The sequence below is a fragment of the Rufibacter sp. DG15C genome (genome assembly GCF_001577755.1).
Classification (GTDB): Bacteria; Bacteroidota; Bacteroidia; order Cytophagales; family Hymenobacteraceae; genus Nibribacter.
Genome location: NZ_CP010776.1, coordinates 179,162 through 204,257, shown reverse-complemented (window position 1 = coordinate 204,257; position 25,096 = coordinate 179,162). Strand labels below are relative to the sequence as shown.

At 51.2% G+C, this 25,096-nt stretch carries 21 protein-coding genes; 12 read left to right on the top strand and 9 right to left on the bottom strand.

Annotation, left to right across the window (positions count from 1 at the left end):
• The 4 genes from TH61_RS00935 to TH61_RS00920 all read left to right on the top strand — a co-directional run bounded on the left by TH61_RS00935 (position 1) and on the right by TH61_RS00920 (position 3,563).
• Positions 1-627, top strand: a complete 627-nt coding sequence (locus TH61_RS00935; protein ID WP_066504704.1) for an NADH-quinone oxidoreductase subunit I — start codon at positions 1-3, stop codon at positions 625-627.
• On the top strand, positions 620-1,267 hold the full coding sequence (locus TH61_RS00930; protein WP_066504697.1) for a hypothetical protein: 648 nt from the start codon (positions 620-622) through the stop codon (positions 1,265-1,267). The genes TH61_RS00935 and TH61_RS00930 overlap by 8 nt, the downstream gene beginning before the upstream one ends.
• 134 nt (positions 1,268-1,401) lie before the next feature.
• Positions 1,402-2,097, top strand: coding sequence for a hypothetical protein (locus TH61_RS00925; RefSeq protein WP_066504693.1), 696 nt, complete (start codon positions 1,402-1,404; stop codon positions 2,095-2,097).
• Between the two features lie 185 nt (positions 2,098-2,282).
• Positions 2,283-3,563: a replication-associated recombination protein A gene (locus tag TH61_RS00920; RefSeq protein ID WP_066504690.1), complete on the top strand. Its 1,281-nt coding sequence runs from the start codon at positions 2,283-2,285 to the stop codon at positions 3,561-3,563.
• A gap of 462 nt (positions 3,564-4,025) precedes the next feature.
• Here the strand turns inward: TH61_RS00920 and TH61_RS00915 are convergent, their stop codons facing one another.
• The gene (locus tag TH61_RS00915; RefSeq protein WP_071887747.1) at positions 4,026-4,607 is read right to left on the bottom strand and encodes a hypothetical protein; all 582 of its coding nucleotides are present in this window, start codon (positions 4,605-4,607) and stop codon (positions 4,026-4,028) included.
• Between the two features lie 240 nt (positions 4,608-4,847).
• Between TH61_RS00915 and sppA the strand changes: the two genes are divergently transcribed.
• Positions 4,848-6,614: a signal peptide peptidase SppA gene (gene sppA, locus TH61_RS00910; protein ID WP_066512386.1), complete on the top strand. Its 1,767-nt coding sequence runs from the start codon at positions 4,848-4,850 to the stop codon at positions 6,612-6,614.
• 172 nt (positions 6,615-6,786) lie between these two features.
• Positions 6,787-7,608 carry a purine-nucleoside phosphorylase gene (locus TH61_RS00905; RefSeq protein ID WP_066504679.1) on the top strand — a complete coding sequence of 274 codons (822 nt, stop codon included), beginning with the start codon at positions 6,787-6,789 and terminating at the stop codon, positions 7,606-7,608.
• Positions 7,609-7,720: 112 nt separating this feature from the next.
• Here the strand turns inward: TH61_RS00905 and TH61_RS00900 are convergent, their stop codons facing one another.
• From TH61_RS00900 to TH61_RS00880, 5 genes are all read right to left on the bottom strand, one after another.
• Complete coding sequence (locus TH61_RS00900; protein WP_231862273.1) at positions 7,721-8,485, bottom strand: DUF4249 domain-containing protein; 765 nt, start codon at positions 8,483-8,485, stop codon at positions 7,721-7,723.
• Between the two features lie 71 nt (positions 8,486-8,556).
• Complete coding sequence (locus TH61_RS00895) at positions 8,557-10,869, bottom strand: TonB-dependent receptor (protein WP_066504674.1); 2,313 nt, start codon at positions 10,867-10,869, stop codon at positions 8,557-8,559.
• 55 nt (positions 10,870-10,924) lie between these two features.
• Positions 10,925-11,239, bottom strand: a complete 315-nt coding sequence (locus TH61_RS00890; RefSeq protein WP_066504671.1) for a hypothetical protein — start codon at positions 11,237-11,239, stop codon at positions 10,925-10,927.
• Between the two features lie 90 nt (positions 11,240-11,329).
• Positions 11,330-13,195, bottom strand: a complete 1,866-nt coding sequence (locus TH61_RS00885; protein ID WP_066504667.1) for a peptidase M61 — start codon at positions 13,193-13,195, stop codon at positions 11,330-11,332.
• Positions 13,196-13,346: 151 nt separating this feature from the next.
• Positions 13,347-15,767 (bottom strand): ABC transporter permease, encoded by a 2,421-nt coding sequence (locus TH61_RS00880; protein ID WP_066504652.1) that lies wholly within the window; start codon positions 15,765-15,767, stop codon positions 13,347-13,349.
• A gap of 648 nt (positions 15,768-16,415) precedes the next feature.
• Between TH61_RS00880 and TH61_RS00875 the strand changes: the two genes are divergently transcribed.
• Positions 16,416-17,795 carry a sigma-54 dependent transcriptional regulator gene (locus TH61_RS00875; RefSeq protein ID WP_066504650.1) on the top strand — a complete coding sequence of 460 codons (1,380 nt, stop codon included), beginning with the start codon at positions 16,416-16,418 and terminating at the stop codon, positions 17,793-17,795.
• Positions 17,785-19,173, top strand: a complete 1,389-nt coding sequence (locus TH61_RS00870) for a PAS domain-containing sensor histidine kinase (RefSeq protein WP_066504643.1) — start codon at positions 17,785-17,787, stop codon at positions 19,171-19,173. The genes TH61_RS00875 and TH61_RS00870 overlap by 11 nt, the downstream gene beginning before the upstream one ends.
• Before the next feature lie 230 nt (positions 19,174-19,403).
• On the opposite strand, the gene TH61_RS18060 is transcribed toward TH61_RS00870, so the two are convergent.
• Entirely contained in the window at positions 19,404-19,643 is a 240-nt protein-coding gene (locus TH61_RS18060) for a hypothetical protein (RefSeq protein WP_157600468.1), read from the bottom strand.
• A 222-nt stretch (positions 19,644-19,865) separates the two neighbouring features.
• Entirely contained in the window at positions 19,866-20,174 is a 309-nt protein-coding gene (gene trxA, locus TH61_RS00865; RefSeq protein ID WP_066504642.1) for a thioredoxin, read from the bottom strand.
• Between the two features lie 184 nt (positions 20,175-20,358).
• Here trxA and TH61_RS00860 point away from each other — a divergent pair, with 184 nt between their 5' ends.
• The gene (locus TH61_RS00860) at positions 20,359-21,579 is read left to right on the top strand and encodes a lipase family protein (protein ID WP_066504639.1); all 1,221 of its coding nucleotides are present in this window, start codon (positions 20,359-20,361) and stop codon (positions 21,577-21,579) included.
• An 89-nt stretch (positions 21,580-21,668) separates the two neighbouring features.
• On the opposite strand, the gene TH61_RS00855 is transcribed toward TH61_RS00860, so the two are convergent.
• Complete coding sequence (locus tag TH61_RS00855) at positions 21,669-22,889, bottom strand: MFS transporter (protein ID WP_071887746.1); 1,221 nt, start codon at positions 22,887-22,889, stop codon at positions 21,669-21,671.
• Positions 22,890-23,057: 168 nt separating this feature from the next.
• Between TH61_RS00855 and TH61_RS00850 the strand changes: the two genes are divergently transcribed.
• From TH61_RS00850 to TH61_RS00840, 3 genes are all read left to right on the top strand, one after another.
• Entirely contained in the window at positions 23,058-23,375 is a 318-nt protein-coding gene (locus tag TH61_RS00850) for an HNH endonuclease (RefSeq protein WP_066504636.1), read from the top strand.
• 372 nt (positions 23,376-23,747) lie between these two features.
• The gene (locus tag TH61_RS00845; protein ID WP_066504633.1) at positions 23,748-24,158 is read left to right on the top strand and encodes a hypothetical protein; all 411 of its coding nucleotides are present in this window, start codon (positions 23,748-23,750) and stop codon (positions 24,156-24,158) included.
• A gap of 93 nt (positions 24,159-24,251) precedes the next feature.
• On the top strand, positions 24,252-25,094 hold the full coding sequence (locus tag TH61_RS00840; RefSeq protein WP_066504630.1) for a universal stress protein: 843 nt from the start codon (positions 24,252-24,254) through the stop codon (positions 25,092-25,094).
• Positions 25,095-25,096 lie beyond the last annotated feature (2 nt).

The following is a 25,096-nucleotide window of genomic DNA, read 5'->3' as shown; positions in this document are numbered from 1 at the left end:
ATGGAAAACCCTCAGGAGAAAATAGGCAGTCTACAGCGCCGCGGCTTTTGGCGGGACCTCCAGTCCTTGTGGCAGGGCATGGGCTTAACGTTTAAGCATCTGGTGCAAGCCAAGGAGCGGCGCTCGCCCTTGCACATCGCAGACCCCAACTACTTTAAACAGGATACGGGTGTGGTGACGCTAACGTATCCTTATGAGGCCTTGCCGGTGCCTGAGAACGGGCGCTACCGCCTGCACAATGAGATTGACGACTGCATTGTCTGCGACCTCTGCGCCAAAATCTGTCCGGTAGACTGTATCACCATTGAGTCAGTTAAAGCCACCGAAGAGATAGGCGAAACCTCTGACGGCACCAAGAAACGCCTCTACGCACCCGTCTTTGACATTGATCTGGCCAAATGCTGTTACTGCGGTCTCTGCACCACCGTTTGCCCCACGGATTGTCTTACCATGACCAAGGTCTATGACTTTCCGGAGGTAGACATCAAGAACATGATTTACCATTTCACGGACCTCACCCCAGAACAGGCTGAAGAAAAGAAGAAGCTTTGGGCCGACCAGCAGGAAGCCATTGCCCTGGCCAAAGCCGAGGCCATGAAAGCGCGCCAACAGCAGAAAGGTGAGTAAACCTGAGAATTATTTGCAAGTCCAATTGAAACTTTCTCCTAAACTCATTAAAAATGCTCTTTTAACAGGGCTAGCGATGATTCTACTCCAAGTAGGAGCGAATTATCTTTATGAACCTAGGTCACCTTTCGCCAAATTCATATTAGAGGGCCATTTGCTCTTCTCTATTCTATTCCTGGTTTTGGTGGGTGCATTTGTGCTGGGATTGTATTTCTTATTTAAAGCAAAGTTTAGAAAAGCATTAGTCCTGCTTATTTGGTCAGGTGTCTTTATGCCTATTATTGGTTTTGCCCTTTACTGGGATTTAACACAACTAGATGTTTTGAATGAAGACCGAGTATTCTATATGTCTGCCTCGAATAAAGAAGAAAAATTTATCCTGCAATATTATGAAACAGGTCTTTCTGGTAATCCTAAATGGAGAGCCATTCTCGTACAAGACCAATATCAGTCCTTTAGACGATTCAAGGGTGTAGCTATAGATTTACTGTACCCTGAAAATGGGTTTGACAGTAGCCTTGGCGATAGAGTCATCCACCTTGAAAAGATTCCTCAAACAATAACCTTTAAAGGTCAAAAATATTTGCTGGAAAAGTCAATCCTGTTTGACAGCCAAAGGAGAACTGAGATTTCTAAGTAAATCCTTAAGGAAAGTTGAGTAGGCATTTATAGCCTGTTTTCTGGGGAAAAGGTCAAAAACGATAACCGCATTTTTCTTTGTATAAAACACTTTCTACCTCTTCTATTCGTTCTTAGTTTTTGGTAAATTGTTGCATGGCGCGCGTACTTTCCTTTTTCTTTAGTCTTCTTCTATTCTTCTCTGCCTCTGTTGGATTTGCCCAGCAGAAGGTGACGCACAAAACGTTTTCGGTGAAGCCTTTGAATGAGACCAAGGCTTTGCCAGAGCTGTCCACGTTTGTCCAGCAAGTCATTACCGCCTGCACCAACAAGGACACCGCCTTTTTATTGAGTGTCGTGAGTGACAGCGTGGCCGTTTCGCATGGGGGAGGGTCTTATGGTAAGACAGATTTTCTGGAGGACTTCATCAAAAAAATGGACGGCTTCAGTAGATTGAAAGAAGCGCTTGTTCTAGGCGGCACCATTGAAAAGGAAGAAGGGCAAGAGGTGTACCAGTTCCCGTATGTGCAGTCTCATAGGTTCTATAGCCCGCAATTAGACCAGTTTGAAGTAGACCCGTACATCACGCTCATCGGGTTGAAGCCATTCTTGGGGGTGTACAGCAAGCCCTCACTCAAAGCGCCTAAAAGTGCCGTGTTGGCCTACCCCATCCTGCAAATTGCCGAGGACGGTGACCATGAAGACCCCGTTTGGGCGAAGGTCTACACTTTTGACAAAAAGGTACAGGGCTTTGTGCAGTGGAGAGACGTCTACGCGGCTTCTGGCATTACGGTACAGATTGTAAAAGAGGGCAATGCATTCAAGATTGTGGATGTGGCACCTTTTGATTGATTTAATTTCGTTGCTGCTCAAAGAGCCCTCGTTCCTTTTTCCCATCCAAAGCATTTCATAAACGTCCATCGTTTTTAGGCTGGTTTCTAGAAAGGAGGCCAAAAACGGGGGCGAAAAAAGTATCTTCGTGTTTGGATGTTGGTGCGTATACGGCATCATTGTTTTCATCTGAGTAAGACCCAATCATGTTCCAAACCACCAAAGCGCCTTTGCCGGAGCGCATGCGCCCCGCTAACCTAGACCAATACGCCGGCCAGCAGCATCTGGTGGGGCCCAAGGGTGTCCTGCGTCGCTACATTGAAGCGGGCATGGTGCCGTCCATGATTTTCTGGGGACCTCCGGGCGTGGGCAAGACTACCCTAGCCAACATCATTGCGGGTCAATTGAAAGTGCCGTTTGTGGCCATGAGCGCCATTAATGCGGGTGTGAAAGACATCCGGGACGTGATAGACCAGGCCAGAAAACGGCAGGGAACGGTCTTGTTCATAGACGAGATACACCGGTTCAACAAGTCTCAGCAGGATGCGCTGTTAGGAGCCGTTGAGAAAGGAACCGTGACCTTGATTGGCGCTACTACGGAGAACCCTTCATTTGAAGTCATTCCCGCCCTGCTGTCCAGGTGCCAGGTGTACATTCTTAAATCACTAGAAAAGAAAGAACTCATTGACTTGGTGCAGAAAGCGCTAACAGAGGACGAAATTCTGAAGAAGCGGGAGATAGAAGTGCAGGAGTACGAGGCGCTGTTGACCATCTCGGGGGGAGATGCCCGCAAGCTGCTTAACCTCTTGGAGATTGTCATTGACGGTAGCACCACTAATCCGCAGGAGAAACTGGTGATCAACAATGAGATGGTCAAGCAGATTGCCCAGCAGAACCTGGCGCTCTATGACAAAGGCGGAGAGGCGCATTATGACATCATCTCGGCTTTCATCAAGTCCATGCGCGGCTCAGACCCCAACGCCACGGTGTACTGGCTAGCCCGCATGATTGAAGGCGGCGAAGACCCCAAGTTCATCGCCCGCCGCATGCTCATTATGGCCTCTGAGGACATCGGCAACGCCAACCCCACAGCCATCATCATGGCGAACGAGTGCTTCCAGGCGGTGAACGTAATTGGCTACCCAGAGTGTGACATTATTCTCTCCCAGTGCGCTATTTACCTGGCCACCTCACCTAAGAGCAACGCCGCGTACAAAGCCATCAGGACCGCCCGAGCCATGGTCAAAGAGCAAGGGAGCCCACCGGTGCCCTTAAACCTGCGCAATGCGCCTACCAAGCTCATGAAGGAGATTGGGTACGGCAATGAATACAAATACTCGCATGACTATGAAGGCAACTTCGTGGCCCAGAATTTTCTGCCCGAAGAACTGAAAGGCACCATCTTCTTCCATCCCGGCAACAACGCCCGCGAAAATGAGATGCGCAAGAACCTACGCAATCAGTGGGGAGAGTGGTACGGGTATTAGTGAGTGAGTGAGTGAGTGAGTGAGTGAGTGAGTGAGTGAGTGAGTGAGTGAGTGAGTGAGTGGATTTTTGTTGAAGATGAAAGACACTCGTAGGAGCTTAGCACACTATGAGGCCATTTACTTTCTATTGTCATCCTGAAAGGATCTTGTGGGCGAATTAGACTGGCAGAAGGAATGCGCGGATTCTCCCCTTGAGGGGAGCGTGGAGGGGTGTATGCATCTATTAAATTTATATTTCTCTTAGCCAAATTAGAGAAGTAACTTACTTATAGCATCATCCTAACTTTTGAAAGGTGAGCTCTCCTTTGTAAACACCCCTCTACGCTCCCCTCAAGGGGAGAATCTGCCGTTGGAACAAAGAGGACATTTTTTGCTTGTTTTCCCGAAAGCAGGCAAAAAAAGGGTTGCATCTCAATGTCTGTTCATCCTAAAATCTACCTTCTTCACCACTAGACTACATATCTATTTGTCCTTCAACCACACCCGCACGCCAAAGGATAGACTCATAATATTTGGGTATCCGGGCACGAAGGAGGTGGAGAAATCGGTGCGGTCTGTGAGGCGGTAGTTGTATTCAAATTCCCCGGCGTACCAGATCATTTTGTATTGCCAGGCATCATCGACATCTCCGCCAAAGAAGGAGGTAGACTCGTTGTAGCCGTCTAGAGCGGCCCAGTTCCGGCGGTACACCAGCGTAGGGCCAATACCGCCGTTCAAAGAATGCCTCCCCACCTCAAAAATGACGGCACGTACGCCCAAGTGGGTAAAGCCTGCTAGTTGCATGGCGCAGTCGGCGTAGAGGGCTTGGATGACCTTGATGGAAAACTTGCCTCCTTTGATGAAGTGCTCATAGCCCACGCTGCCGCCCAGGTTCACCACCAAATAACCCTTGCCGTCTGGGTTGAGGGGCATGAGTTCAGCGTTGTCGTCTCCTTTAGGGTGCAGGGTCAGGCCAAAATACTTGAAGTTGAGGTTGCGGCGCGTCTGTCCCTGGCCCGGAAAGGCAAAAAGGAAGAGAAACAAGGCTAGTACCCACATGCGCATAAGAGCAAATACGCGAAATACTGAATTTTGCTAATCACCACCGGTACTATCGCCTCTGCATTGGCTTATTACTCACAGAGATAGCGTGTGGATCTGCATGATTTGCCGCTACCTTCGGCAGTAAATCAAGAAATATACTTTTAATCAGAGACAGGATGTAAGTCTTTAGAAGTATATTCGACTAATGTAGAAACATGGGTGCAGTGGCGGTTTGCCATGCGTGCCTTTTACCTTAAAGACATGTTACAATTTTTCAAATATGTATTGGCCACCATTGTAGGCCTGCTGTTGTTCATGACGCTGGGCTTTATTCTGTTGTTGGGCATTGCCGCCGCCACTACAGATGACACCGTGAGCATTGAGAAAGACTCTGTATTGGAGCTGAAGCTGAACCAACCTATTCTGGAACGCAGCCCGCGCAGTCCGTTTGCTGATCTGGGCTTCTCAGATGCCTTCGGCGATGGCGGGATTGGTCTGGATGACATCAAAGCCTCTATCAGAAAGGCCAAGAATGATGACAACATCAATGGCATCATGCTCAACCTGGAGTTCATGCAGGTAGGTATGGCATCTCTGGAAGAGATCAGGGATGAGCTTATTGAGTTTAAGAAGTCTAAGAAATTTGTGGTGGCGTACAGCGAGATTGCCACTGAGAAGGCCTATTACCTGTCATCAGTGGCAGACCGCATCTACCTGAACCCCTCTGGCACGCTAGAATTGAATGGCTTGAGTTCTGAGGTCTTGTTCTTTAAGGGATCTCTGGAAAAGCTGGACATTGAGCCGTATATTTTTAAGGTTGGCGAGTATAAAAGTGCCGTGGAGCCGTTCATTCTGGACAAGATGAGCGAGCCAAGCCGGGCGCAGACTACGTCGTTCCTTAACTCGCTCAACAACTTCATGCTTCAGAACTTGGCCAAAGCCCGCAACAAGAGCTTTGCCGAGGTTAAGAACATCTCTGACTCCATGCTGGTGCACAACGCCGAAGACGCCCTTAAATATGGCCTGGTGACCCACCTAGGCTATTATGATGAGGTGCTAGCCTTCATGAAGCGCAAAACGGGCATTGAGGCAGATGAAGAAGTGAACCTGGTGAACCTGAGCAAGTACCGCAAGGTGGCAGATGAACATAAGAAAACCGGTTCTTCTAAAAATAAGATTGCCGTGATCTATGCCTCTGGTGAGATTGTGGGCGGCAAAGGAGACGAGGACAACATAGGCGGCGAAGGCATGTCAGAGGCTATCAGAAAAGCACGTCTGGACAAGAACGTGAAAGCCGTGGTGCTACGTATCAACTCGCCGGGCGGTAGCTCGCTGGCCTCAGACGTGATCTGGCGCGAGGTGATGCTCACTAAGAAAGTGAAGCCTGTGATTGCCTCCATGTCTGATGTGGCCGCGTCCGGTGGCTACTACATTGCCATGGCCTGTGACACCATTGTGGCGCACCCCAACACCATCACGGGTAGCATTGGCGTGTTCGGGATGATTTTCAACGGAGAGAATTTCCTGAAGAACAAGCTGGGCATCACCGTGGACCGCGTCAAAACCGGTAAGTTCTCAGACGTGCCTTCCGTGACGCGCCAAATGACCGAGTATGAGAAAATGCACGTTCAGCGCGAAGTGGAACGCATCTACACCGACTTTACCACCAAGGCTGCCAAGTCTAGAAACATGTCTGTAGAGGCGTTGAGAAAGGTAGCTTCTGGACGGGTTTGGTCTGGCTCAGAGGCGAAGGCCCGCGGTCTGGTTGACGTGTTTGGCGGTCTGGACGAGGCCATTGCCATTGCCGCCAAAAAAGCGAAACTCAAGAAAGACGAGTACCGGGTGCGCACCATGCCTGAGCAGAAATCCTTTATGTCTAACTTCTTGGAAGAGTCTGAGAGCCAGATTAAAAGTTATTACCTGCAGAAGGAGCTGGGTACTATGATGCCATATTATCAGCAATACAAGAAATTAGAGATGATGCAAGGCGTGCAGGCCCGCATGCCGTATGACCTTGCCATTCAATAAGGTTAAACATAGAGCTTTCCCCACAAAAAAGGCGGCCATTGGCGGCCTTTTTTGTTGAAAGAAACTTGCCCGGCGGTTACAGGTTTCAAGAAAAATTTAGACCTTGCAGCGGTAAACAATAATCGTTTTCGGGCTGTTTTCCAGAAAACAAGCCAAAAACAACGCAACACCTATGATACACGCCTTACAGGAAGCCGCAGACTATATCAGAGACCAGATGAACCACCAGTATGAGCCTGAGTTCGGGATTGTTCTGGGCACGGGCCTGGGCGGACTGGTAGAGGAACTGGAGATACGGCACAGCCTCAGCTACGCAGACATTCCGCATTTTCCGGTGTCTACGGTAGAAAGCCACTCGGGTAAACTCATCTTCGGGGATCTGGGCGGACGCCGTGTCATGGTCATGCAGGGCCGTTTCCATTACTATGAGGGCTACTCCATGGAGCAGGTGGTGTTTCCGGTGCGGGTCATGAAGCTGTTGGGCATTAAGCGTCTGTTTGTGAGCAACGCTGCGGGCGGTCTGCATCCTGCGTTTAAAACCTCAGACCTGATGGTGATCACAGACCATATCAATCTGCAGCCTACCAATCCTTTGATCGGGAGGAATATTGATGACCTGGGGCCGCGTTTCCCAGACATGAGCGAGCCGTATGAGGAGCACATGATCCAGCAGGCGCTTAACATCTCTGAGCACCACAGACTCAACCTGAAAAGCGGTGTGTACGCGAGCGTGCCTGGCCCTATGTTGGAGACCAAAGCCGAGTACCACTACCTGCGCACCATTGGCGCCGACGCCGTGGGCATGAGCACCGTGCCCGAGGTTATTGCCGCCGTGCACATGGGCCTGCCGTGCTTTGCCGTCTCTGTGATCACAGACCTTTGCGTGCCGGGTAAAATCAAGAAGGTGATATTGAAAGACATCCTGGACGCTGCCGCCAAAGCAGAACCTGCCTTGACCGTTCTGTTTAAAGAGTTGATCAAGGTACAGGAATAGCCAACACCAAGTCAGGCGTTTTGGCCTGTTTTCACCAAAATAGCCTAAAAACGAGAACGCCTCGCAGTCCAAAGATTGCGAGGCGTTCTCGTTTCCATAGTTGTTGGTTAGGCTACTTGATAATCAGCTCCCGGGTGTTGTAGTTCAAGTGCGTGAAGACGCCAAAACCGCCGGCCACGGTAGACTTGATGGTGACTGGCTGCGCGAACGGATTTCCATTGGAGCGGCGCGCGTCCTCTACGCTGCTGATAAAGTCATAATACGCCCGATCTAGATGGAAGAGCTTGATGTTAAGCGTGTCACCTCGGTCAAAGCGATAAGTGGTGGTGTAGATGATTTTCTGGCCGTTGCGCAGGCGGTCATTGATCTCGGCGTCCATTTCACTGTCTACTCCGGTAGAGTCGTTTTTATGGGTAAGGAGGCGGTAAAAGTTCTCGCGGGTGGCATCGTCTTGCCACCTAATGTAGAGGTAGGCTTCCTGGCTTTCTTCGGGCTTATCATTGAATTTGTAACCTACACTGTCCAGAGGGGCAGGTGGCAATACCGTGGTAGAGCCCGTCACGCGGCGGCCCGCAGGATCGGTGATGGTGAGGGTGTAGACATCGCCGGGTTGGCTTTGGATGACGTGGCTGCTTTGATAATTGGTGATTTTCTCGTTCTTGTTGTCCACCACCACTTTAAACGCCAAGGGAATTACCTGAGACCCGTTTTTAGTGATGGTCACCTTTGCATTGTTGATGATGACCGGCTGAGCGCCCTCAAAATACCCTGCAGATTCTGACAAGGCTAGTCTGATGGGTTTGCCTTCCTCCAGATAGCATTCTACTACCAGCTCAGTAGGAAGCACTGGTAGTTTCACCTCAATCTCCTGCTCCATGTCACAGGCGGTAAAACCCGTTAGCAGCAAAAGAAAACCAAGCAGCCTGACTATATATGTTTGGGTCTTCATTAGAATTTGAAGTTATAGGTAATGGACGGAATGACCGGGAACAAGGACACCTGCTTGGCCACAAAGCCCGTAATCTGCTCCGTCTCCTCATCCTTGATGGTCTCAAAATACACGAAATACGGGTTGCGGCGGTTGTAGGCGTTGTACACGCTAAAGGTCAGGTCAGAGGTGCCGCGCTTTGGCCTAAGTTTATAAACCACGCCCAAATCCAGCCTATGATAAGCGGCCAGCCTAAACGAGTTGCGTTCTGTGTACACGGGTATAACCGTATAATCCTCTCCGTTCACATCCTGAAAAACGAAGCGCTGCACGGGTAATGAGTAGGCGTTGCCGGTACCATACACAAACGTAGCCGTGGCACTGATGCGCTTGTTCAACTCATGGATGGCCACCACTGACAGGTCATGTCTTCGGTCAAAGCGCGTCGGGAATTTCTTGCCGTTGTTGATGTCTGGGAAGGTTCGGTTAGTCCAGGAAAGGGTATAGCCAATCCAACCGGTGGTTTTGCCTTCTTTCTTCTCCACGTAAAACTCCTGGCCGTAGCTCTCGCCGGTACCAAAGACAAATTCCTCCTCCAACTCTGCATTGCCAAAAATCTGGGCCCCGTCCTTTAAATCAAGCTGGCGTTTCATGTCTTTGTAATAAGCCTCGGTGCTGAGCAAGTATTTTTCCTTGTAGATTTTTGTTACCCCCAAGGCCACTTGGTCAGAACGCTGCGGTTTCACGCCAGGGCTGGATGGATACCAAATGTCTGTAGGCAAAGAAGCCCCTGAGTTGGACACCAGGTGCACATACTGGTACATGCGCGTGTAGTTGGCCTTAAGCGAAAGCGTTTCGGTAAAGCGGTAATTGACAGAGGCGCGCGGCTCCAGGCCCACAAACGTCTTGTCGTTTCTAAAGCCAGACACGCGTACCCCATAGCTGACCGTCAACAGCGGCGTGAGCCCCCAGTCATCTGAGGCGTACAAGCCAAACTCCTGCCCGTTGTAATTGTTCCCGGCCTGCACATTAACAGAGCCGTCATCACTGCTGGCCTGCAGCCGGCCCACCGTGAATTGATGCTCCGTCGCAGAGGCTCCAAAGCGCACATGATGGTGATCATTGGGCAGGTACTCAAAGTCTGTCTTGAGCGTGTAGTCCGTGATGTTGGAAGTAAGGTTAAAACTGAAGATGTCCAGCTTGTTGGCAATCTCATACTCATAGTTAGAGGTAGAGAAGGTGCTGTTGACGAAGAACCTGGGTGAGAACTGGTGGGCCCACCGGGCACTGGCCACCCGGTTGCCCCAGTTAAAGTTGAAGTCAAAGTCTGCGTCGTTGAATTTGAAGAAGTCCTTGCCGTAGTAGCCGTTCACAAACAGGCGGTCACTGGGGCCTAATTCAAAGGTGGCCTTGGCGTTGAAGTCGTAGAAGTAATAATCCGGGATGGGGCTCCAGTCGGGGTCGTCTTCCTGTGATTTGTTGATCATGCGCGTGAACACGTCCACGTAGGTGCGGCGCGTCGACACCAGAAAAGAGGATTTCTCCTTTTGAATAGGGCCTTCTACGGTTAACCTAGACGCAATCAAGCCAAGACCACCCGAGACGTCATAGTCCTTGCGGTTGCCATCGCGCATCTTCACGTCCAGTACTGAGGATAACCTACCGCCAAACTGCGCCGGAAATCCGCCTTTGTACAGCTCCACGTTGCGCACTGCGTCTGGGTTGAACACAGAGAAAAACCCGAACAAGTGACTGGGGTTATAGACCAAGGCGTCTTCCAACAAGACCAGGTTCTGGTCGTTGCTGCCGCCTCGCACAAACAGACCGCTGGTCCCTTCGCCGCCCGACTGGATGCCAGGTTTCAATTGCAGGGTCTTGATGATGTCTACTTCGCCAAACAAAGCCGGCAGTAGCTTGGCCTCTCTACTAGACAGCGTTTCTACACTCATCTGGGGCCGGGTGAGCCGGTCCTGGAACGTGTTGCGCTCGCCTTCCACTACCACTTCTTTGAGTTCTGTGTTTAAGGCCGTCAACTCAAGGTTCAGCTTCACATCACTGGTTAAGGACAACTCATTTATTTGGCTTTGGTAGCCCAAATAAGAGAACTGGATGCGGTAACTGCCAGGAACGGTGGTGAGGCTGTAGAAGCCGTTGGTGTTGGTAATCACGCCCGAAGCCGTACCAAGTATGCCCACGTTGGCGCCAATCAGGGGCTCGCCGGTGCTGGCGTCTCGCAGGGTGCCGCTCAGGGTAACCTTGTCCTGCGCCGCAAGTGAGGAACTCAGACAAAGAAAAAGCAGGAGGGAGAGCAGAAAGCGCAGGGCAACAGGCATATAATGAATAAAAAACCGAGGGTCTATTTACTGGAAATTCCCGAAAGCATAACGCCTAGCCAGCGGATATGTTTTCAAGGGGAGCAGGAGAAAGTGCCTGTGCCACCGGGCCAAAGCCTTCATTGGGGAAAAGCTCTGCATACAGTTTGGTAATGGCAAATAGGTGCTGCCTTACTTTTCTGTGATCAGGAAACTCTCCCTGCACCGCATCCTGGGCCAAGTGTAAGGACAAGTCCGTTAAAAGCAAGCGGCGTTTCTCTAGATATTCTGGCGTGCCCTGGTACATAGGAACGGTTGGGTAGGATGCTTCAACAGCGGTATGGGCAGTGTCTATATAAGCCAGCAGCCTCTGGCGAATCTCTGTAGTCATGCTACAAATATATCTAAAAAAGCCACTCCCGTTTTTGGCTTGTTTTTATGAAAACAGACCAAAAACGGGAGTGGCTAAAGTGTTGGTTCTTTACAGGTTAGAATACAGCCAAGCGTTGCGCAAGGCTATCTGCGCAGGCGTGGCTTCTGGGGCCGGGGCTAACCAGTGGGAGACCAATTCTTCTGAGGGCACCAACTTGGCTTTCAGGTCTACGGGTTTCACTTTGCCACTGGCGTCTTTTCTACCTACCGTGATGGTGAGCATGCTGCCTTCTTTGCCGTTGGCTACGTGTTTGGAGAAAAGCTCAGTCGCGTTGGTCAGGGTTAGATCTTCACCATTGATGGCCAAAATTTGGTCTCCGGCTTTCCAACCCAAAGCCTTGCCAAAGCTAGATAGATTCTCCACGCTGGCCACAACAATTCTACTGGCGGCCTGGTCATAGCCCAACGTTGGCTTGCCCAATGAGATTCGCTTCATAACCCCCGAAGGCTTGTACTGGATGCCCACTTTCTGGAAAAGCTCGGCGTAAGGCAGCGGCTCTGCGCCTTCTACATGCCGTCTAAAAAACTCTCTGATCTCAGGGAAGGTAAGCGCCGTGATCTTGTCAAACAGCTCCTCGTCCTTGAAGGATTTGTCTTTGCCGTAGGTCTGACTCAGGTCTTTCATGAGGTTGCGCACGCCGTATTTACCACCCGACAACTCCCGCAACCTAATGTCCAGGGCCATGCCGATGAGTGCGCCCTTCTGGTACACGTTGCCGTACTGCTTCTCATATTTGTCTAGGGCGCCCAGGCTCAGTTCCGTGAAGGCAAGGCTGTCGTTGTACTCTTCTTTGGACGCGATGATCTTGTTTCTGATTTCGTCCATGAACGCGCCTTCATCTATCAATTTCTGATTGACCTGCACGTGATGGGCAAAATACTCGGTTACGCCTTCATACAGCCATAGGTGCTTGGACATCTTAGGCTGCGAGAAGTTGAAATTGCCAATCTCCTCTGAGTGGATGTTCAAGGGCGTTACAATATGGAAGAACTCATGCGCCGAGATGCTACGTACCTGCTCTGCCAGCATGTTGGGCGGCATCTCCGGGAAATAGTACACCGACGAGTACGAATGCTCCAAAGCACCGTAGGCGCCCGTGCGGTTCTGCTTGTTGTCAATGTAAATCAAGAAAGCATACTTGTCTACGGGCAACGTACCACCCAGGTAGTTCTTTTGGGCCTCCAGAATGGTTCTAATGTTGTTGGCCAGGTTCTTAGAGCGCTGTCCGCCGCCGCCTGCGTAGGTGGCAATCAAGACATCGGCGGTGCCTACTTTGAGCATGGCGGTGTCTGGCTTGCTGTAAAGCATGGGTGCGTCTACTAGGTCATTGTAGTTCTCCAGTAAATAGGTGTCTGAGGTGGCCGTGGTAGAAGTGGCGCGCAAGGGAGTGGCGCCGTAGAATTCCTGCGGCTTAGTCACCGTGATCTGGTACGGCGTTTTGGTCATGCCCTCAAAATACCCGAAGAACCCGTGCGTGTTAATCAAGTACACTTTGCCGGCCTCAATGTCTGTGGCGGCGGGTTCAAACACAATGTCTTCTTTCTTGGGCGTATCCCAGGTGTCGTCTGCCAGGTAGGTGATTTTTTTGAGCTTCTTGGCATTCTTGATGCGCCAGGTGTTCACGTCCACCTTTTCTACGGGCAGCTTTCTGCCTTTCTTGTCTACGGCCTTAAAGTCTGAGATAAATTTCCCGAAGTCATAGACGGCATAGGTGCCAGGCACCATTTTAGGCAGGCGGTACAGCACTTCGTCCTCGTCCAGGTCATCTACCAACAACGTGACGGGCAGTTTGTCATTGGAGACTTTGGTAAGGTCAATGGAGAAGTTGTACGTCGGTTTCTTGGGAGAATCTGCCAACGTGGGCAACTGCACCAGCACGGCAAGGCCTAAGGCCGCTAAGAATGATTTAACCATAGATGTCTATGAAATAGGGAATAAGAGAACAACGAAATAATAGGGTATTTAGATATAGTTACTGCAAGTTTCCTGCCTGTTTCTTCACCCAATCAAAAACAAAGACCCATTTTTGGCCTGTTTCCCAGAAAATAGGCCCAAAACGAAGCGCTTATTCGCTTCTGAGCGCCTGGATGGGATTGAGCAGCGCGGCGCGGGCGGCTTGTACGCCCACCGTGGTTAGGGCAATGCTCAAGGCCCCTAACGCGGCGATGACGAACAGCCAGGTGCTCATGTGCACCTGGTAGGCAAAATCCTGAAGCCAGTACTGCATCCCCAGCCAGGCCAGCGGCAGCGCCAGAGCAATGGCCACCAGCACCAGCACCGCAAAGTCTTTGGAGAGCAGCAGCACAATTTCCCAGACGGTAGAGCCCAGCACCTTGCGGATCCCTATCTCTTTGGTGCGCTGCTCCGCCGTGAAGGAGGCCAGCCCAAAGAGTCCCAGGCAGGCAATCAAGATGGTAAGCACCGCAAAATACCCGAAGATGGCCAGCATCTTCTCCTCGGCCCGGTACTGCTGGTCAAAGAAATCATCCAGGAAAAAAGACTCTATGGGGTGCTTGGGAGCAAACTCCCGCCATTTGCGTTCAATAAAGGCCACCGTCTTCCGCATGTCCTGTCCTTGTATCTTGGTGACCATGTACCCGTTGGAATGCTTGAGCGGTACCAAAATGAGCGGATCCACGGGGCTGTGCAAAGAGGCATAGTTGAAATCTTCTGTCACGCCAATCACCTTGGCGTCATAGTCAATGAGCTTGATGCGCTTGCCCAGGGGTTTGTCATAGCCCAACCATTTAACAGCGGCGGCATTCAACATGACGGCTCCCTTCTCATCTGAGGGAATGCCTCGGTCAAACGCGCGTCCTTCCTTCAACTGTATGCCTAAGAGCTCCAGGAAACCCGGTTCCACAAACATGACGTTCATGGTCTTGTCAATTTCCTGGCCTTCGTTGTCCTCTGCCAGCACCAGCAGTCGGCCCAGTTCCTCACCGGGTATGTTGCCAGTCTGGGCCACGCCTTTGACGTTGGGGTGCTGCTTTACCTGTTCCATGACCACAGACAGGTGCCGGGCTACGGTGGTGTCACCTACAGGCAGATTTATGGCCAGGACCTTCTCCTTGTCAAAGCCCAGGCTTTTGTTTTTCAGGAACTGCAACTGGCTGTATACCACGGCGGTGCCAATAATCAACACCAGAGAAATGGTGAACTGCAAAACCACCAGCGTCCTGCGCAGCCATGAATTTCCGCTGCGCGGGCTCTTGTCAGATTTAAGCACTTCCACGGGCCTAAACCCCGACAGGAAAAAGGCCGGATAGCTGCCCGCCGCCAAGCCCACAAACAAGAGAATGCCCAGCAGCGTGAGGATGAAGTTCAGGTTTAGGAAAGACGAGAGCGTGAATTGCTTGTCAGTGAGTTTATTGAACAGCGGAATGGAGAGTTCAGTCATGGCCAGCGCCAAAATCAAGGCCAGCAAAGTGATGAGGATGGATTCGCCCAGGAACTGCTTGATGATCTGGTAGCGGTCGGCGCCCACCACCTTGCGCAGGCCCACCTCGCGGGCGCGCTTGGCAGACCGGGCGGTGGCCAAGTTCATGTAATTGATGCAGGCAATCAAGAGTAGAAACAGCGCCACCACGCTAAAAATGTAGACGTAGGCCTTATTGCCCGATGGCGACAATTCTTGCTCAGAGGAATTACTCAAGTGGATGTCTTGGATGGGTTGCACCTCAAACCGGACGGTGGCGCTCAGCTGCTGTTCTCTAATCCAGGGCTCTACGGTGTTTTTAACCAGCTGCGCCAGTTTCTGCTCAAAGGCAGGCATGGCCTCTGGGTTGTGCAGCGTGAAATAAGTGTAAAACGAGATGGCCAGCCAACGACTCTCGGCGAAGGCCGCGCCGCCTGGGTCCTTGCCCAGCCTGATGGCCTCTTCACGAGTGCTCTGGGACAGAAACGCATTGACGGCCAAATGCGAGTGCTTGTAGGATTTGACCACGCCTGTCACCTTAAACGTGTAGCGCGTAAAGGTCAAAAGTTGGCCTAGCGCGTTGTCTGCGCTGCCAAAGAACTTGGTGGCCAACTCTTCAGAAAGCACAATGGATCGGGGCGCATCTAGGGCAGTCTTAGGGTCACCGGCCAGAAACGTGTAGGGAATCACCTCAAAGAACGTGCTGTCTGCAAATACCAGGTGATCCTCTAAAAACGGCTGCTGGCCCACCCAAATGGTCTGCTTGTCAATGGCGCCCAGGCGGGCACTCTGTTTTACTTCCGGGATTTCCCGCTGCATGTGCTCAGAGAGCGGCATGGGAGAAAGTCCGAAGTGATCGTTCTTGCCTTGGAAGTTGATGTTGCTGACAATGCGGTAGATGTTCTCTGAATTGGGAATCTCGCGGTCATAGGTGAGCTCATGCTGCACAAACAGGAAAATAAGCAGGCACGCAGAAATCCCCGTGGCCAGCCCCACAATGTTGATGGCGGAGTAGGCCGGATTTCTAAGCAGGTTGCGCCAAGCTATCTTAAAGTAGTTTTTGAGCATGTGAGAAGTATATGTCTGCTATAGGCAATAAGTTGTTTTTCTGCTGTTTTCCCAAAAGTAGCCCGAAAACGGAAACAAGACTTCTATTTTAAGGTCGCAACTAACTGTGTAAGCGTTTGTAGCACCTCTGTTTTGGGCTGTTTTCCGGAAAATAGGCCAAAAACAGGTGTCACGTGGCCCCGTACGTCCATGGGTGCAGGGCTTCTTGGCTGGCAGAAACTGCGTTCTTTGCAAAGGAACTGGGTGCTTCTGGAGCTCCAATCCAGCAGGTTTCTGGTGCTGTCTCTGGTTCTGTTAACGAGTACTGATGACGAATTTGGGCAATAATTAGAGCCAAGGGTTGGTCTAAAAGGGTTTGTAACGATGGCATAGGAGTAAGTTCTGCCAAAGGTTATCCCAAACTAAATGCCAACTTTGTAAATGCCTGGTTTCAAGAGCTATCTACATACGCAGCTGGGCATTATTGCGATTAACTGTCCGGAACCGTACATTTATTTGTCTGATACCGTACATAAAGTATGGCTCTAGCGCTAAATTGGGTTTTGTAAACAATTGAACAACAGTCAGTAACCCTGTTCTTAAGCCTTGCGCGCGCGTATGGCATCTTCTTTGTCCTGAATTCCCCTGAGTGACCTTTTTGCCTTTTGTATGAGTAAAACCAACTGCCGCATATTGATAGTGGATGACCAGGAAGACATCCTCACGGCCGGCCGCATCTTTCTTAAGCAGCACTTTTCGCTGGTGCGCACAGAAATCCACCCAGAGCGCTTACCAGAACTGTTGAAGAAAGAGTCCTTTGATGTCATCCTGCTAGACATGAACTATACGGCCGGTGCCACCTCTAGCCGCGAAGGCTTGGACCTGCTTCAACGAATTCTGGAAGTTGACCCACAGGCTATTGTGGTCATGATGACCGCCTACGGAGACATAGATTTGGCCGTACAGGCCTTAAAACTAGGCGCTTCAGATTTTGTGGTCAAGCCCTGGCACAATGAAAAACTGCTGGCCACCTTAACCGCCGCCTGCAAACTAAGCCAATCTACCTCTGAGGTAGCCCATCTGCGCAGCAAACAGCAGCACCTCAATGAGGCTATGAACCAAGTAGGCGTGGAGCTGATTGGTAACTCTCCGGCCATGCAGAAGGTCTACCAGACCCTGGAGAAAGTGGCCGCCACAGACGCCAACGTCTTGATCCTGGGCGAGAACGGTACCGGGAAAGAAGTGGCCGCGCGCCTGTTGCACCGCCTGTCCAAAAGAGCCAAAGAAGTATTTATTGCAGTGGATTTGGGCGCCGTCACCGAGACCCTGTTTGAAAGTGAGCTGTTTGGCCACGTCAAAGGCGCGTTCACAGATGCCAAGGAAGACCGCATTGGTAGGTTTGAAGTGGCCTCTGGGGGGACCTTGTTTCTAGACGAGATAGGCAACGTTTCCCTGCCCTTGCAGGCCAAACTGCTAACCGCCTTGCAGAACCGCGTGGTGACGCCAGTAGGTTCTAACAAACCCAAGGCGGTGAACGTGCGGCTAATCTCGGCCACCAACATGCCCCTGTATGAGATGGTGAAGCAGGGCCGGTTCAGGCAGGATTTGCTGTACCGCATCAATACCGTAGAGATTCAGCTGCCGCCGTTGCGGGAGCGCAAAGAGGACATTCAGCCCTTGGCCGAGCGTTTTTTGGCTGTTTTCGCCAAAAAGTACCAAAAACCAGAGGTGCATCTTTCCAAAGCGGTGCTGCACAAACTCATGGACTATAGCTGGCCCGGCAACATACGTGAATTGGAGCATACCATGGAACGCGCCATGATCATGTGCGAAACCGGTAGTTTGCAGCCATCAGACATCTACTTGTCAGAAGATTCTTCAGAAAAAGAGGAAGTGTCTCTTAGCAAAGACCAGACGCTGGGTAACGTAGAGAAAACGCTGGTGCAACAAGCCCTCCTTAAAAACAACGGTAACATCACGCACGCTTCCAAAGAACTGGGCATCACCCGTACGGCCCTGTACCGGAGAATAGAGAAGCATGGCCTTTAATCCATTCAACGTACGGGTGTTGCTGCGGGTCATTGGCTTGGCCTTTACCTTGTTTTTGGCGGCCTACATTGGGGTGCAGTACGCTTGGTACATTACCATGTGCTGCCTGCTGGGCGTGTCTGTGGCCATGGTCATTGAGTTGATCCACTACGTTAAGCGCACCCACCAGGACATGCTCAAGTTTCTTTTGGCCATCAAACACTCTGATTACACCTTGCGGTTTGCCGTGGAAGGTGCCCCGCCCCAGTACCGCGAGCTGCACCGCATGTTCAATGAGATCACAGAGTCCTTCAGGCAGATAAAAGCCGAGAAGGAAGTCCACCACCAGTACCTGCAAGGCGTGGTGGAGCACCTGCGCATTGGTCTGATCACCTTTGACAAAACGGGCCAGGTGCAGCTTATGAACAAAGCGGCCCACCGTCTGCTAGATTTGCCTTTTCTGCAGAACCTAAATGCAGCCACCAAACTCTATCCCAATCTCACTGAAGTAGCGTTTGGAGAACCCACTCAAGAAGGAAAACTCATCAAGCTCAAACAACTCACCGAAGAAGTCTTGCTCACCGTGCAAGTCTCCAGTTTGCGTTTGCAGGACCAGGAGATCCGGATCATGTCGTTCCAGAATATTCGGTCAGAGATGGAGGCCCAGGAACTGGACGCCTGGAAGAAATTGATTAGCGTGCTCACGCATGAGATCATGAACTCGGTGACGCCCATCATCTCGCTCACCTCGTCCATCAGTGATTTGGTGCAGTCAGAGTTGACGCCTATTGCACAGGCGGGCCATCTAGACGAGGACACCATGGAGGACCTGCAACTGGGGCTGCGCACCATTGAGAAACGGACCCGGGGCATGCAGCACTTCGTGGAGAATTACCGCCGTCTCACCCGCGTACCGCCGCCGCGCCGGGCGCCTTTGAACATCCAGGCCTTATGCGACCACGTGTCCCGCTTGGTAGAAGCCCAGATGAAATCCCAGAAGATTCAATTCTTGATGCAGTTACCAGAGGAAGTATTATGGCTGAACGCCGATGCGGAACAGTTGGAACAGGTGCTACTCAACCTTCTCAAGAACGCCATGGACTCCTGCAGCCACGTGGAAGACCCGCGCATCTTGCTTCGGGCCGTGAAAGACCCAAAGGCCGAGCATTTGGTGCGCGTGGAAGTCGTGGACAATGGCGTGGGCATTGCCCCTGAAGCGCAGGATAATGTCTTTATTCCGTTTTACACCACCAAGCCGCAAGGGTCTGGCATTGGCTTAAGTTTGTCCCGGCAGATGGTGCGCCAGCACGGGGGGAATTTGCATTTCACGTCGAAGCCGCATCCCCACACTACTTTCTTTTTGACGCTGCCGTTGTTGGTGGAAAAGGGGAGGGAGTAGGGTTGATGATGGCTTTAACCATTGTATGTTAATTAGCCTTTATTGGTGATTCTCATCTAGGAATACAGTTGCTTTCCTCTTTGGTTTTGCAGTGTGATTGGTCATCCTGAGCCAAGCTGAAGGATTTACCGAGGAAGAGGTCCTTAGCTAAATTGTGAACGCAGTTGGATATTCCTTTGTAGTTGCCGCTTACTCTGGTGCGCACTCACTTCCTTGTTTCATTTCTTCCGCTAAGCGCTCACGGCCGCGGGGCCTCGTCCTGTCCCTTCGCACTGCTGTTGTACTCTGGGCCTGTGGGGCCCTGCCTTCGGCAACGAAACAACAGAGGCGCTTAGGGTCAGGACTGGTTCTGGTTCCAGTTCTGTAATGGCCTGATAGTGGGTTTGTTGCTTGTAGGCAAATTCGGGTACTGTCGCTGCAGAGCCATGCGAGCTGCGCACGGTTTGCTTGATCTGCCGTCCCGTGGCCATGGTTCAAGTCTGCGACTTGGGCCCATGATGGAGGCAATCTGCAACTGCCCTGAAGCGCTAGCCTCGACCTGCGCATTCCGTCCCCCTTTGAAGGGGGTAGGGGGATGACTAGGGCGCTAAGATTCTTTTAAGGTCTCGCAGCGTGCGCAGACTCTGTAAGGATCTGAGCTAAGAAAAGTTTGCCCCCTATTCCCTTCTTTTTACTGAGAACCGCTCACTGTTTTACGGCAGATGCTGTTGAACAATTTGGCTTAGTTGTGGGGCGGGCACGACGCCTGATTGACGCCAGAGGGATTTACCTTGGTGGAATAGTATGAGCGTAGGGATGCCTTGGACGCGGTATTGTTGGGCCACGGCTTGGTTTTTGTCCACGTCAATCTTGATTACCTTGATCTTGCCTTGGTATTGCTGGGCCACTTGTTGCAGGATGGGCGCCATGGTTTTGCAGGGGCCGCACCAATCGGCGTAGAAGTCTACCAATACGGGCATGCCGGGGCTGTTGATGAGTTCACTGAATGATTTCTTGGCCATATGCTTCCTTCTCTGTTTTTACTTTCCTCTATACGGTTTGCGTTTCGTTTTAGCTTTGACGGGCGTGATTTTTTGGTCTCCGTTTTTGGCCTGATTCCTGTAAAGTAGGCTAAAAACGGGTCTTGTGGAAAGGAACTATCACCCAGGCAAAAACCTTCTACACAAGACGAAAACACATGCTTTTATGATCCTTAAGTCTATATATACCATTTGGTTGGCTGCCTCGTTTTTTGGGTTCACGGCCTCCTGCAAAGAGCCAGACATGCCAGAGGCGCCTGCACCAACCATCCCAGAAAAGGAGCTGCTGGTCTCTTCTGAGAAACTCACCACCGTCACCGCCGAAGGCCTCAAACAAATAGCGCTTTCCAACGGGCAAACCGAACTGGCCGCCTTGGTGAAGTATGACGTAGACGTGTACCGCCTCACCTATTTAACTACCTATAAAGGGCACGAAGTGAAAGCCTCAGGACTGGTGACGGTGCCTTTGAAAATTACCTCGGCGGCGCCTATTTTGAGCGCACACCACGGCACCACCTTTGACCAGCAGTACGCCCCCAGCAACTTCTCCTTGAACTCCCTGACGGGTTTTGAGGTCTTTGCGGCGGCGGGCTACCTGACGGTGGTGCCAGATTATCTGGGCTACATGGTGTCCAAGCAAATTTTCCACCCTTACTATGATGTCAAGCACTCTGGGTTGGCAGTAGTGGACATGATCAAGGCCGGTAAGTCCTTCTTCAAGAAAAACAACATTAAAGCCTCTGAGGATCTGTTTCTTGCGGGTTATTCTGAGGGCGGGTACGTGACCTTGGCGGCTCAAAAAGAGATAGAGGAAAACCCAAGCCATGGTTTGACCGTGACGGCCTCAGGAGCTGGAGCCGGGGGCTATGATTTGGAAGGAATGCTGGCGCGCGTGATTTCGGGGGAGGCGTATCAATACCCGGCCAACCTGGCCTTTATCCTGCACGCCTATAACGTGACCTATGACTGGAACCGGCCCCTAACCGACTTCTTCCAGCAGCCCTATGCCAGCCGTCTGCAAGAGTTATTGAACGGCACCAGAAGCAGCAGTTCTATCAATCCGGCCCTGGCCACAGACCCAGCCAAGTTATTCAACCCCGCGTTTTTGGCCGCACTTAAAGGCGATGGGGAGCAAGCATTGAAAGCCGCCTTAAAAAAGAACAGCCTCAAGTACTTCGTGCCCAAGAGTCCTACGCGCTTGTACCACGGCACGGCAGACAACATGGTGCCGTATGTAAATTCTACCGTGACCTATGAGGCCATGAAAGCAGCGGGGGCTACCAATGTGAAGTTTGTGCCCATCAAAGGCGGCACGCATTTTAGTAGTTTGGAGCCCATGATCAGGGACTTGATTCCCTGGATTGAAGGCTTCCAGACGCAGCAATAGGTATTTATATTAAAACGAAGCCGCCCGATGCTAAATATCGGGCGGCTTCGTTTTTAGGCTGTTTTCTGGAAATGAGGCAAAAAACGGACTTAACTTACCTTTTTCAGTTTGGTAACCACCCACATAGAGACAATGGTGAAGAAGGTAGCAATCAAGCCTACTTTCCAAAACCCGATGAGGTCGTCCTGGCCCGGCGCGTTGGTGATGATCAAGCCAGCTAGAAAGGCAGCCAAGCCTGAGGCCAACTGCTGCACCGAAGAGTTCACGCTCATAAAGCTGCCGCGCAATCTAGGCTCCACACTAGAGGTAATCAAGGACATGGCCGGCACAAACCTCGCCCCAAACACAATGAAAAACAGGGTGGTCATCACAAACGCCTGCCAGTGCGGTACCTGCGGCAGGTTGGTCACAATTAAAATAGGGATCACAGAGAATAGGGCGGCTATCATAAAGACCCGCTTTTTGCCAAATCGGTCAGCCAGTTTACCGGCCAGTTGGGAAGTCACCACGGTGGCCAAGCCACCAAACAGGTAGATGTAGCTGAGTTCGGCTTCCTCAAAACCCACATTGGCCACCATGTACGGACTAAGGAACGGCACCACTGTAAAGCCCGCCAAAGACAAGGTCACCATCAAGGCAAAGGCCCACAGGCAGTTGGCGCTCGTGAAAATGGTCATGATCACCTTGCCTGGGTGCTGCGGAAAATGGTGCACCAAATGCTCGCGCATATTGGGCAGCATCCGCCAGGCCATAAACAGCACCAATACACATAATCCGGTTAACAAGTAAAAAGGGGCGTGCCAACTGGCGTGGCTGGCCAGGTACAAACCAATGGGAATACCACCAATAGAGGCAATGGAGAAGGCGGCCATCACCTTGCCGGTGGCGGCGCCGCGCCGTTCCTCTGGGATGGAGTCTCCAATGATAGATAGGACCAACGCGCCCAATACCCCGCCAAACGCACCTGCCAGGACTCTGGCAACCAATAAGAAACCAAAGGTAGGCGCCAGGGCGCAGGCCAGCGTGCCCAGCGTAAACCCTAAGTACAAGGCAAGCAGAGCGTATTTGCGGTCAAAGCGGTCAATGAAAAAGGCGCTCAAGAAACCAGAGATGGCCGCACTGAACGTATAGGCAGACACCAGAAACCCAAACTCGCGGGGGCTAATCTGGAACACGCGCATGAGTTGCGGGCCCAGCGGCATCATAATCACAAAGTCCATGATGTGCGTGAACTGGATGGCCGCCAAGATGAAGAGCAACCAACTTTCGCGCAGCGGAACAGCAGCGGCAGTAGAAGAATTTTGCAACATAGGTCAATAAAAAATGGTTACCACCGGTAACCGAAACAAGGTACGCAGGCCATCTCATCTGGTTAAGAAAAGAAGGGCCTTTAAGGCGAAGGTAACCTAAAAACCAGACCCGCGCCTTATCGTTTTTGGGAAAAGCGTTTGGTTTATAATTGCCTTAACGTGTGACAAGTGGCAAAACGAAATAAAAAATACCTGGAGAGCGCCGACCCGGTTTGCGGGCTTTGCGAGCGAGAAGTAGGGTTTACCACCTTGCACCACCTTATTCCCAGAGAAGAAGGCGGCAAGCACGGACCCACCGTCCCGCTGTGCCAACCCTGCCATAGCACCATCCATCTTACCTATACCAACAAAGAACTGGCCGTGCTGTACAACAACGTTCACGCCTTGCGCGCCTCAGAGGGTTTGCAGAAATACTTATCCTGGGTGAAAAACAAACGCCTAGACAAAATCACCAACCGCCGGGGCAAAGGCAACCGGAAAAGGTAGCACATCCTTTTTTGGCCTATTTTCTGGGAAACAGCCCAAAAACGACTTTTTACCGTGTAGTATTTCTTGGCCAGGTCCTGTTTACCTTCAACTTTAGAAATTGATTTTTTTTAATGGGTGATGCTCTCGTTCTGTACTTCTATGTCAGGAATGGGAAGGATTGGTGGCCGTAAACGTCTTGCAGGAAATAGTGAAAGGCACGTATTGCCTTAGGCCGTTGCAACCTGATGTTCTTTTGTAAGTACAAAAGAATAAAAGAGTTGAGTAGTATAGTGCTTGTATTTTCCTGTATATTTAAATTGAACAAAAGGAATGACTCCGCTTCGGTTCGCTTGGCCCGAAGGCAGTGCCTGCACAAAAAACATCTGACATATGCTTATTGTTGCCACCACGCCCTTCTATGAGTTACGAGTTGCTCCAGAGATAAACAGGATTTATTTCACGGCCAAGGCAACCCTTAGTAACCCACACCAGGTCCCCGACTTTTACAGAGACTGGCTGGGAGCCTTGGGGCATGTAGCAGAAGGATTTACGTTTCTGGCAGACTTGAGCAAAGTAGAAACCATTTCGCATAACCTGGAAGCGCTCACGGTAAAATTACAGCAGGCCATGGTCAAAGCCGGTATTTTTCAGGCCGCTGAGGTTTTCAGCAAAGAGGAGGTGGAAATGCGCCTCACGCAGATCTCTGGTTTATCCCACTACCCGTTGAACATCTTTGACAACACCCAGGACGCCGAGCGCTGGTTAGACGAAGTGGTGCATGACCATGCCACCAAAGAGTAATCTCTGTCACAAACTATTAACATAAACCCTGTTTTGCCGTTCTCCTGAAGAAGCTAACAGCTTTTGTTTGACTTGTACCACGCCCTATACGCTATGAAAAAGATTCTTTGTCCGGTAGACTTCTCCAAGCCTTCTACCAAAGCCGCCGAATACGCCGTGCAGATTGCCCAGCGTACCCAATCTTCGCTTACGCTGCTGCATGTGTTGCACCTGCCCATGCTAGACACTACAGAAACGGCTATGGTTGCCAGCCAAATGCTGGATGAGCAGCGCCGGCATGCCGCTGACAAGCTGCATTCCTTGGCCCTGCATTTGCAGACCATGCCCAATGCCGGCGCCATGCAAATTGATTTTAGGGTGCAGGAGGCGTTTCTGGCAGATGCCATTGAGCGGTTGACCAAAGAAGAGAACTATGACTTTGTAGTGATGGGCACCACTGGCGGCGGTAATACCCTGGAAGAAATCCTGATTGGCAGCAACACAGAAAGCGTGATGAGCCAGGTAAAATGCCCGGTGCTGGCCATTCCGGCCAATGCCAGTTTCCCAGATATCCACCGCATTGTATATGCTTCAGACTACCAACCCGAAGACGGCAAGGCTCTACGCCAAGTCATCTCCGTGGCCTCCTTGTTTCAGGCTGAGGTAGAGGTGGTGCACGTCAGTGAAGAGGCCAATGAGGCGTCCTCTCAGAAGGGCAGGGCGTTTATGGAAGGCCTTAAAACGGAGCTAGACAATTATCCCGTCCATTTCACAGAGATTGTCCATAAGCATGAGGACGAAGGCCTTAAAAACTACCTGAGCACCACCAACAGCAACATGCTGGCCATCTTAAAGAAACGCAGAAGCTTTTTCAAGAATATTTTTAGCACCAGTTTGGCGGAAAAGATGACCTACCAAACTAAATTGCCACTTCTGGTTTTACACGCTGACGCTTAATC

What these genes read in the sequence shown, in the direction of transcription:
- TH61_RS00935 (WP_066504704.1), top strand. Translation starts at nt 1, where the DNA reads ATGGAAAACCCTCAGGAGAAAATAGGCAGTCTACAGCGCCGCGGCTTT.
- TH61_RS00925 (WP_066504693.1), top strand. Translation starts at nt 1,402, where the DNA reads ATGGCGCGCGTACTTTCCTTTTTCTTTAGTCTTCTTCTATTCTTCTCT.
- TH61_RS00920 (WP_066504690.1), top strand. Translation starts at nt 2,283, where the DNA reads ATGTTCCAAACCACCAAAGCGCCTTTGCCGGAGCGCATGCGCCCCGCT.
- TH61_RS00915 (WP_071887747.1), bottom strand. Translation starts at nt 4,607, where the DNA reads ATGCGCATGTGGGTACTAGCCTTGTTTCTCTTCCTTTTTGCCTTTCCG.
- sppA (WP_066512386.1), top strand. Translation starts at nt 4,848, where the DNA reads ATGTTACAATTTTTCAAATATGTATTGGCCACCATTGTAGGCCTGCTG.
- TH61_RS00905 (WP_066504679.1), top strand. Translation starts at nt 6,787, where the DNA reads ATGATACACGCCTTACAGGAAGCCGCAGACTATATCAGAGACCAGATG.
- TH61_RS00900 (WP_231862273.1), bottom strand. Translation starts at nt 8,485, where the DNA reads ATGGAGCAGGAGATTGAGGTGAAACTACCAGTGCTTCCTACTGAGCTG.
- TH61_RS00895 (WP_066504674.1), bottom strand. Translation starts at nt 10,869, where the DNA reads ATGCCTGTTGCCCTGCGCTTTCTGCTCTCCCTCCTGCTTTTTCTTTGT.
- TH61_RS00890 (WP_066504671.1), bottom strand. Translation starts at nt 11,239, where the DNA reads ATGACTACAGAGATTCGCCAGAGGCTGCTGGCTTATATAGACACTGCC.
- TH61_RS00885 (WP_066504667.1), bottom strand. Translation starts at nt 13,195, where the DNA reads ATGGTTAAATCATTCTTAGCGGCCTTAGGCCTTGCCGTGCTGGTGCAG.
- TH61_RS00880 (WP_066504652.1), bottom strand. Translation starts at nt 15,767, where the DNA reads ATGCTCAAAAACTACTTTAAGATAGCTTGGCGCAACCTGCTTAGAAAT.
- TH61_RS00875 (WP_066504650.1), top strand. Translation starts at nt 16,416, where the DNA reads ATGAGTAAAACCAACTGCCGCATATTGATAGTGGATGACCAGGAAGAC.
- TH61_RS00870 (WP_066504643.1), top strand. Translation starts at nt 17,785, where the DNA reads ATGGCCTTTAATCCATTCAACGTACGGGTGTTGCTGCGGGTCATTGGC.
- TH61_RS18060 (WP_157600468.1), bottom strand. Translation starts at nt 19,643, where the DNA reads ATGGCCACGGGACGGCAGATCAAGCAAACCGTGCGCAGCTCGCATGGC.
- trxA (WP_066504642.1), bottom strand. Translation starts at nt 20,174, where the DNA reads ATGGCCAAGAAATCATTCAGTGAACTCATCAACAGCCCCGGCATGCCC.
- TH61_RS00860 (WP_066504639.1), top strand. Translation starts at nt 20,359, where the DNA reads ATGATCCTTAAGTCTATATATACCATTTGGTTGGCTGCCTCGTTTTTT.
- TH61_RS00855 (WP_071887746.1), bottom strand. Translation starts at nt 22,889, where the DNA reads ATGTTGCAAAATTCTTCTACTGCCGCTGCTGTTCCGCTGCGCGAAAGT.
- TH61_RS00845 (WP_066504633.1), top strand. Translation starts at nt 23,748, where the DNA reads ATGCTTATTGTTGCCACCACGCCCTTCTATGAGTTACGAGTTGCTCCA.
- TH61_RS00840 (WP_066504630.1), top strand. Translation starts at nt 24,252, where the DNA reads ATGAAAAAGATTCTTTGTCCGGTAGACTTCTCCAAGCCTTCTACCAAA.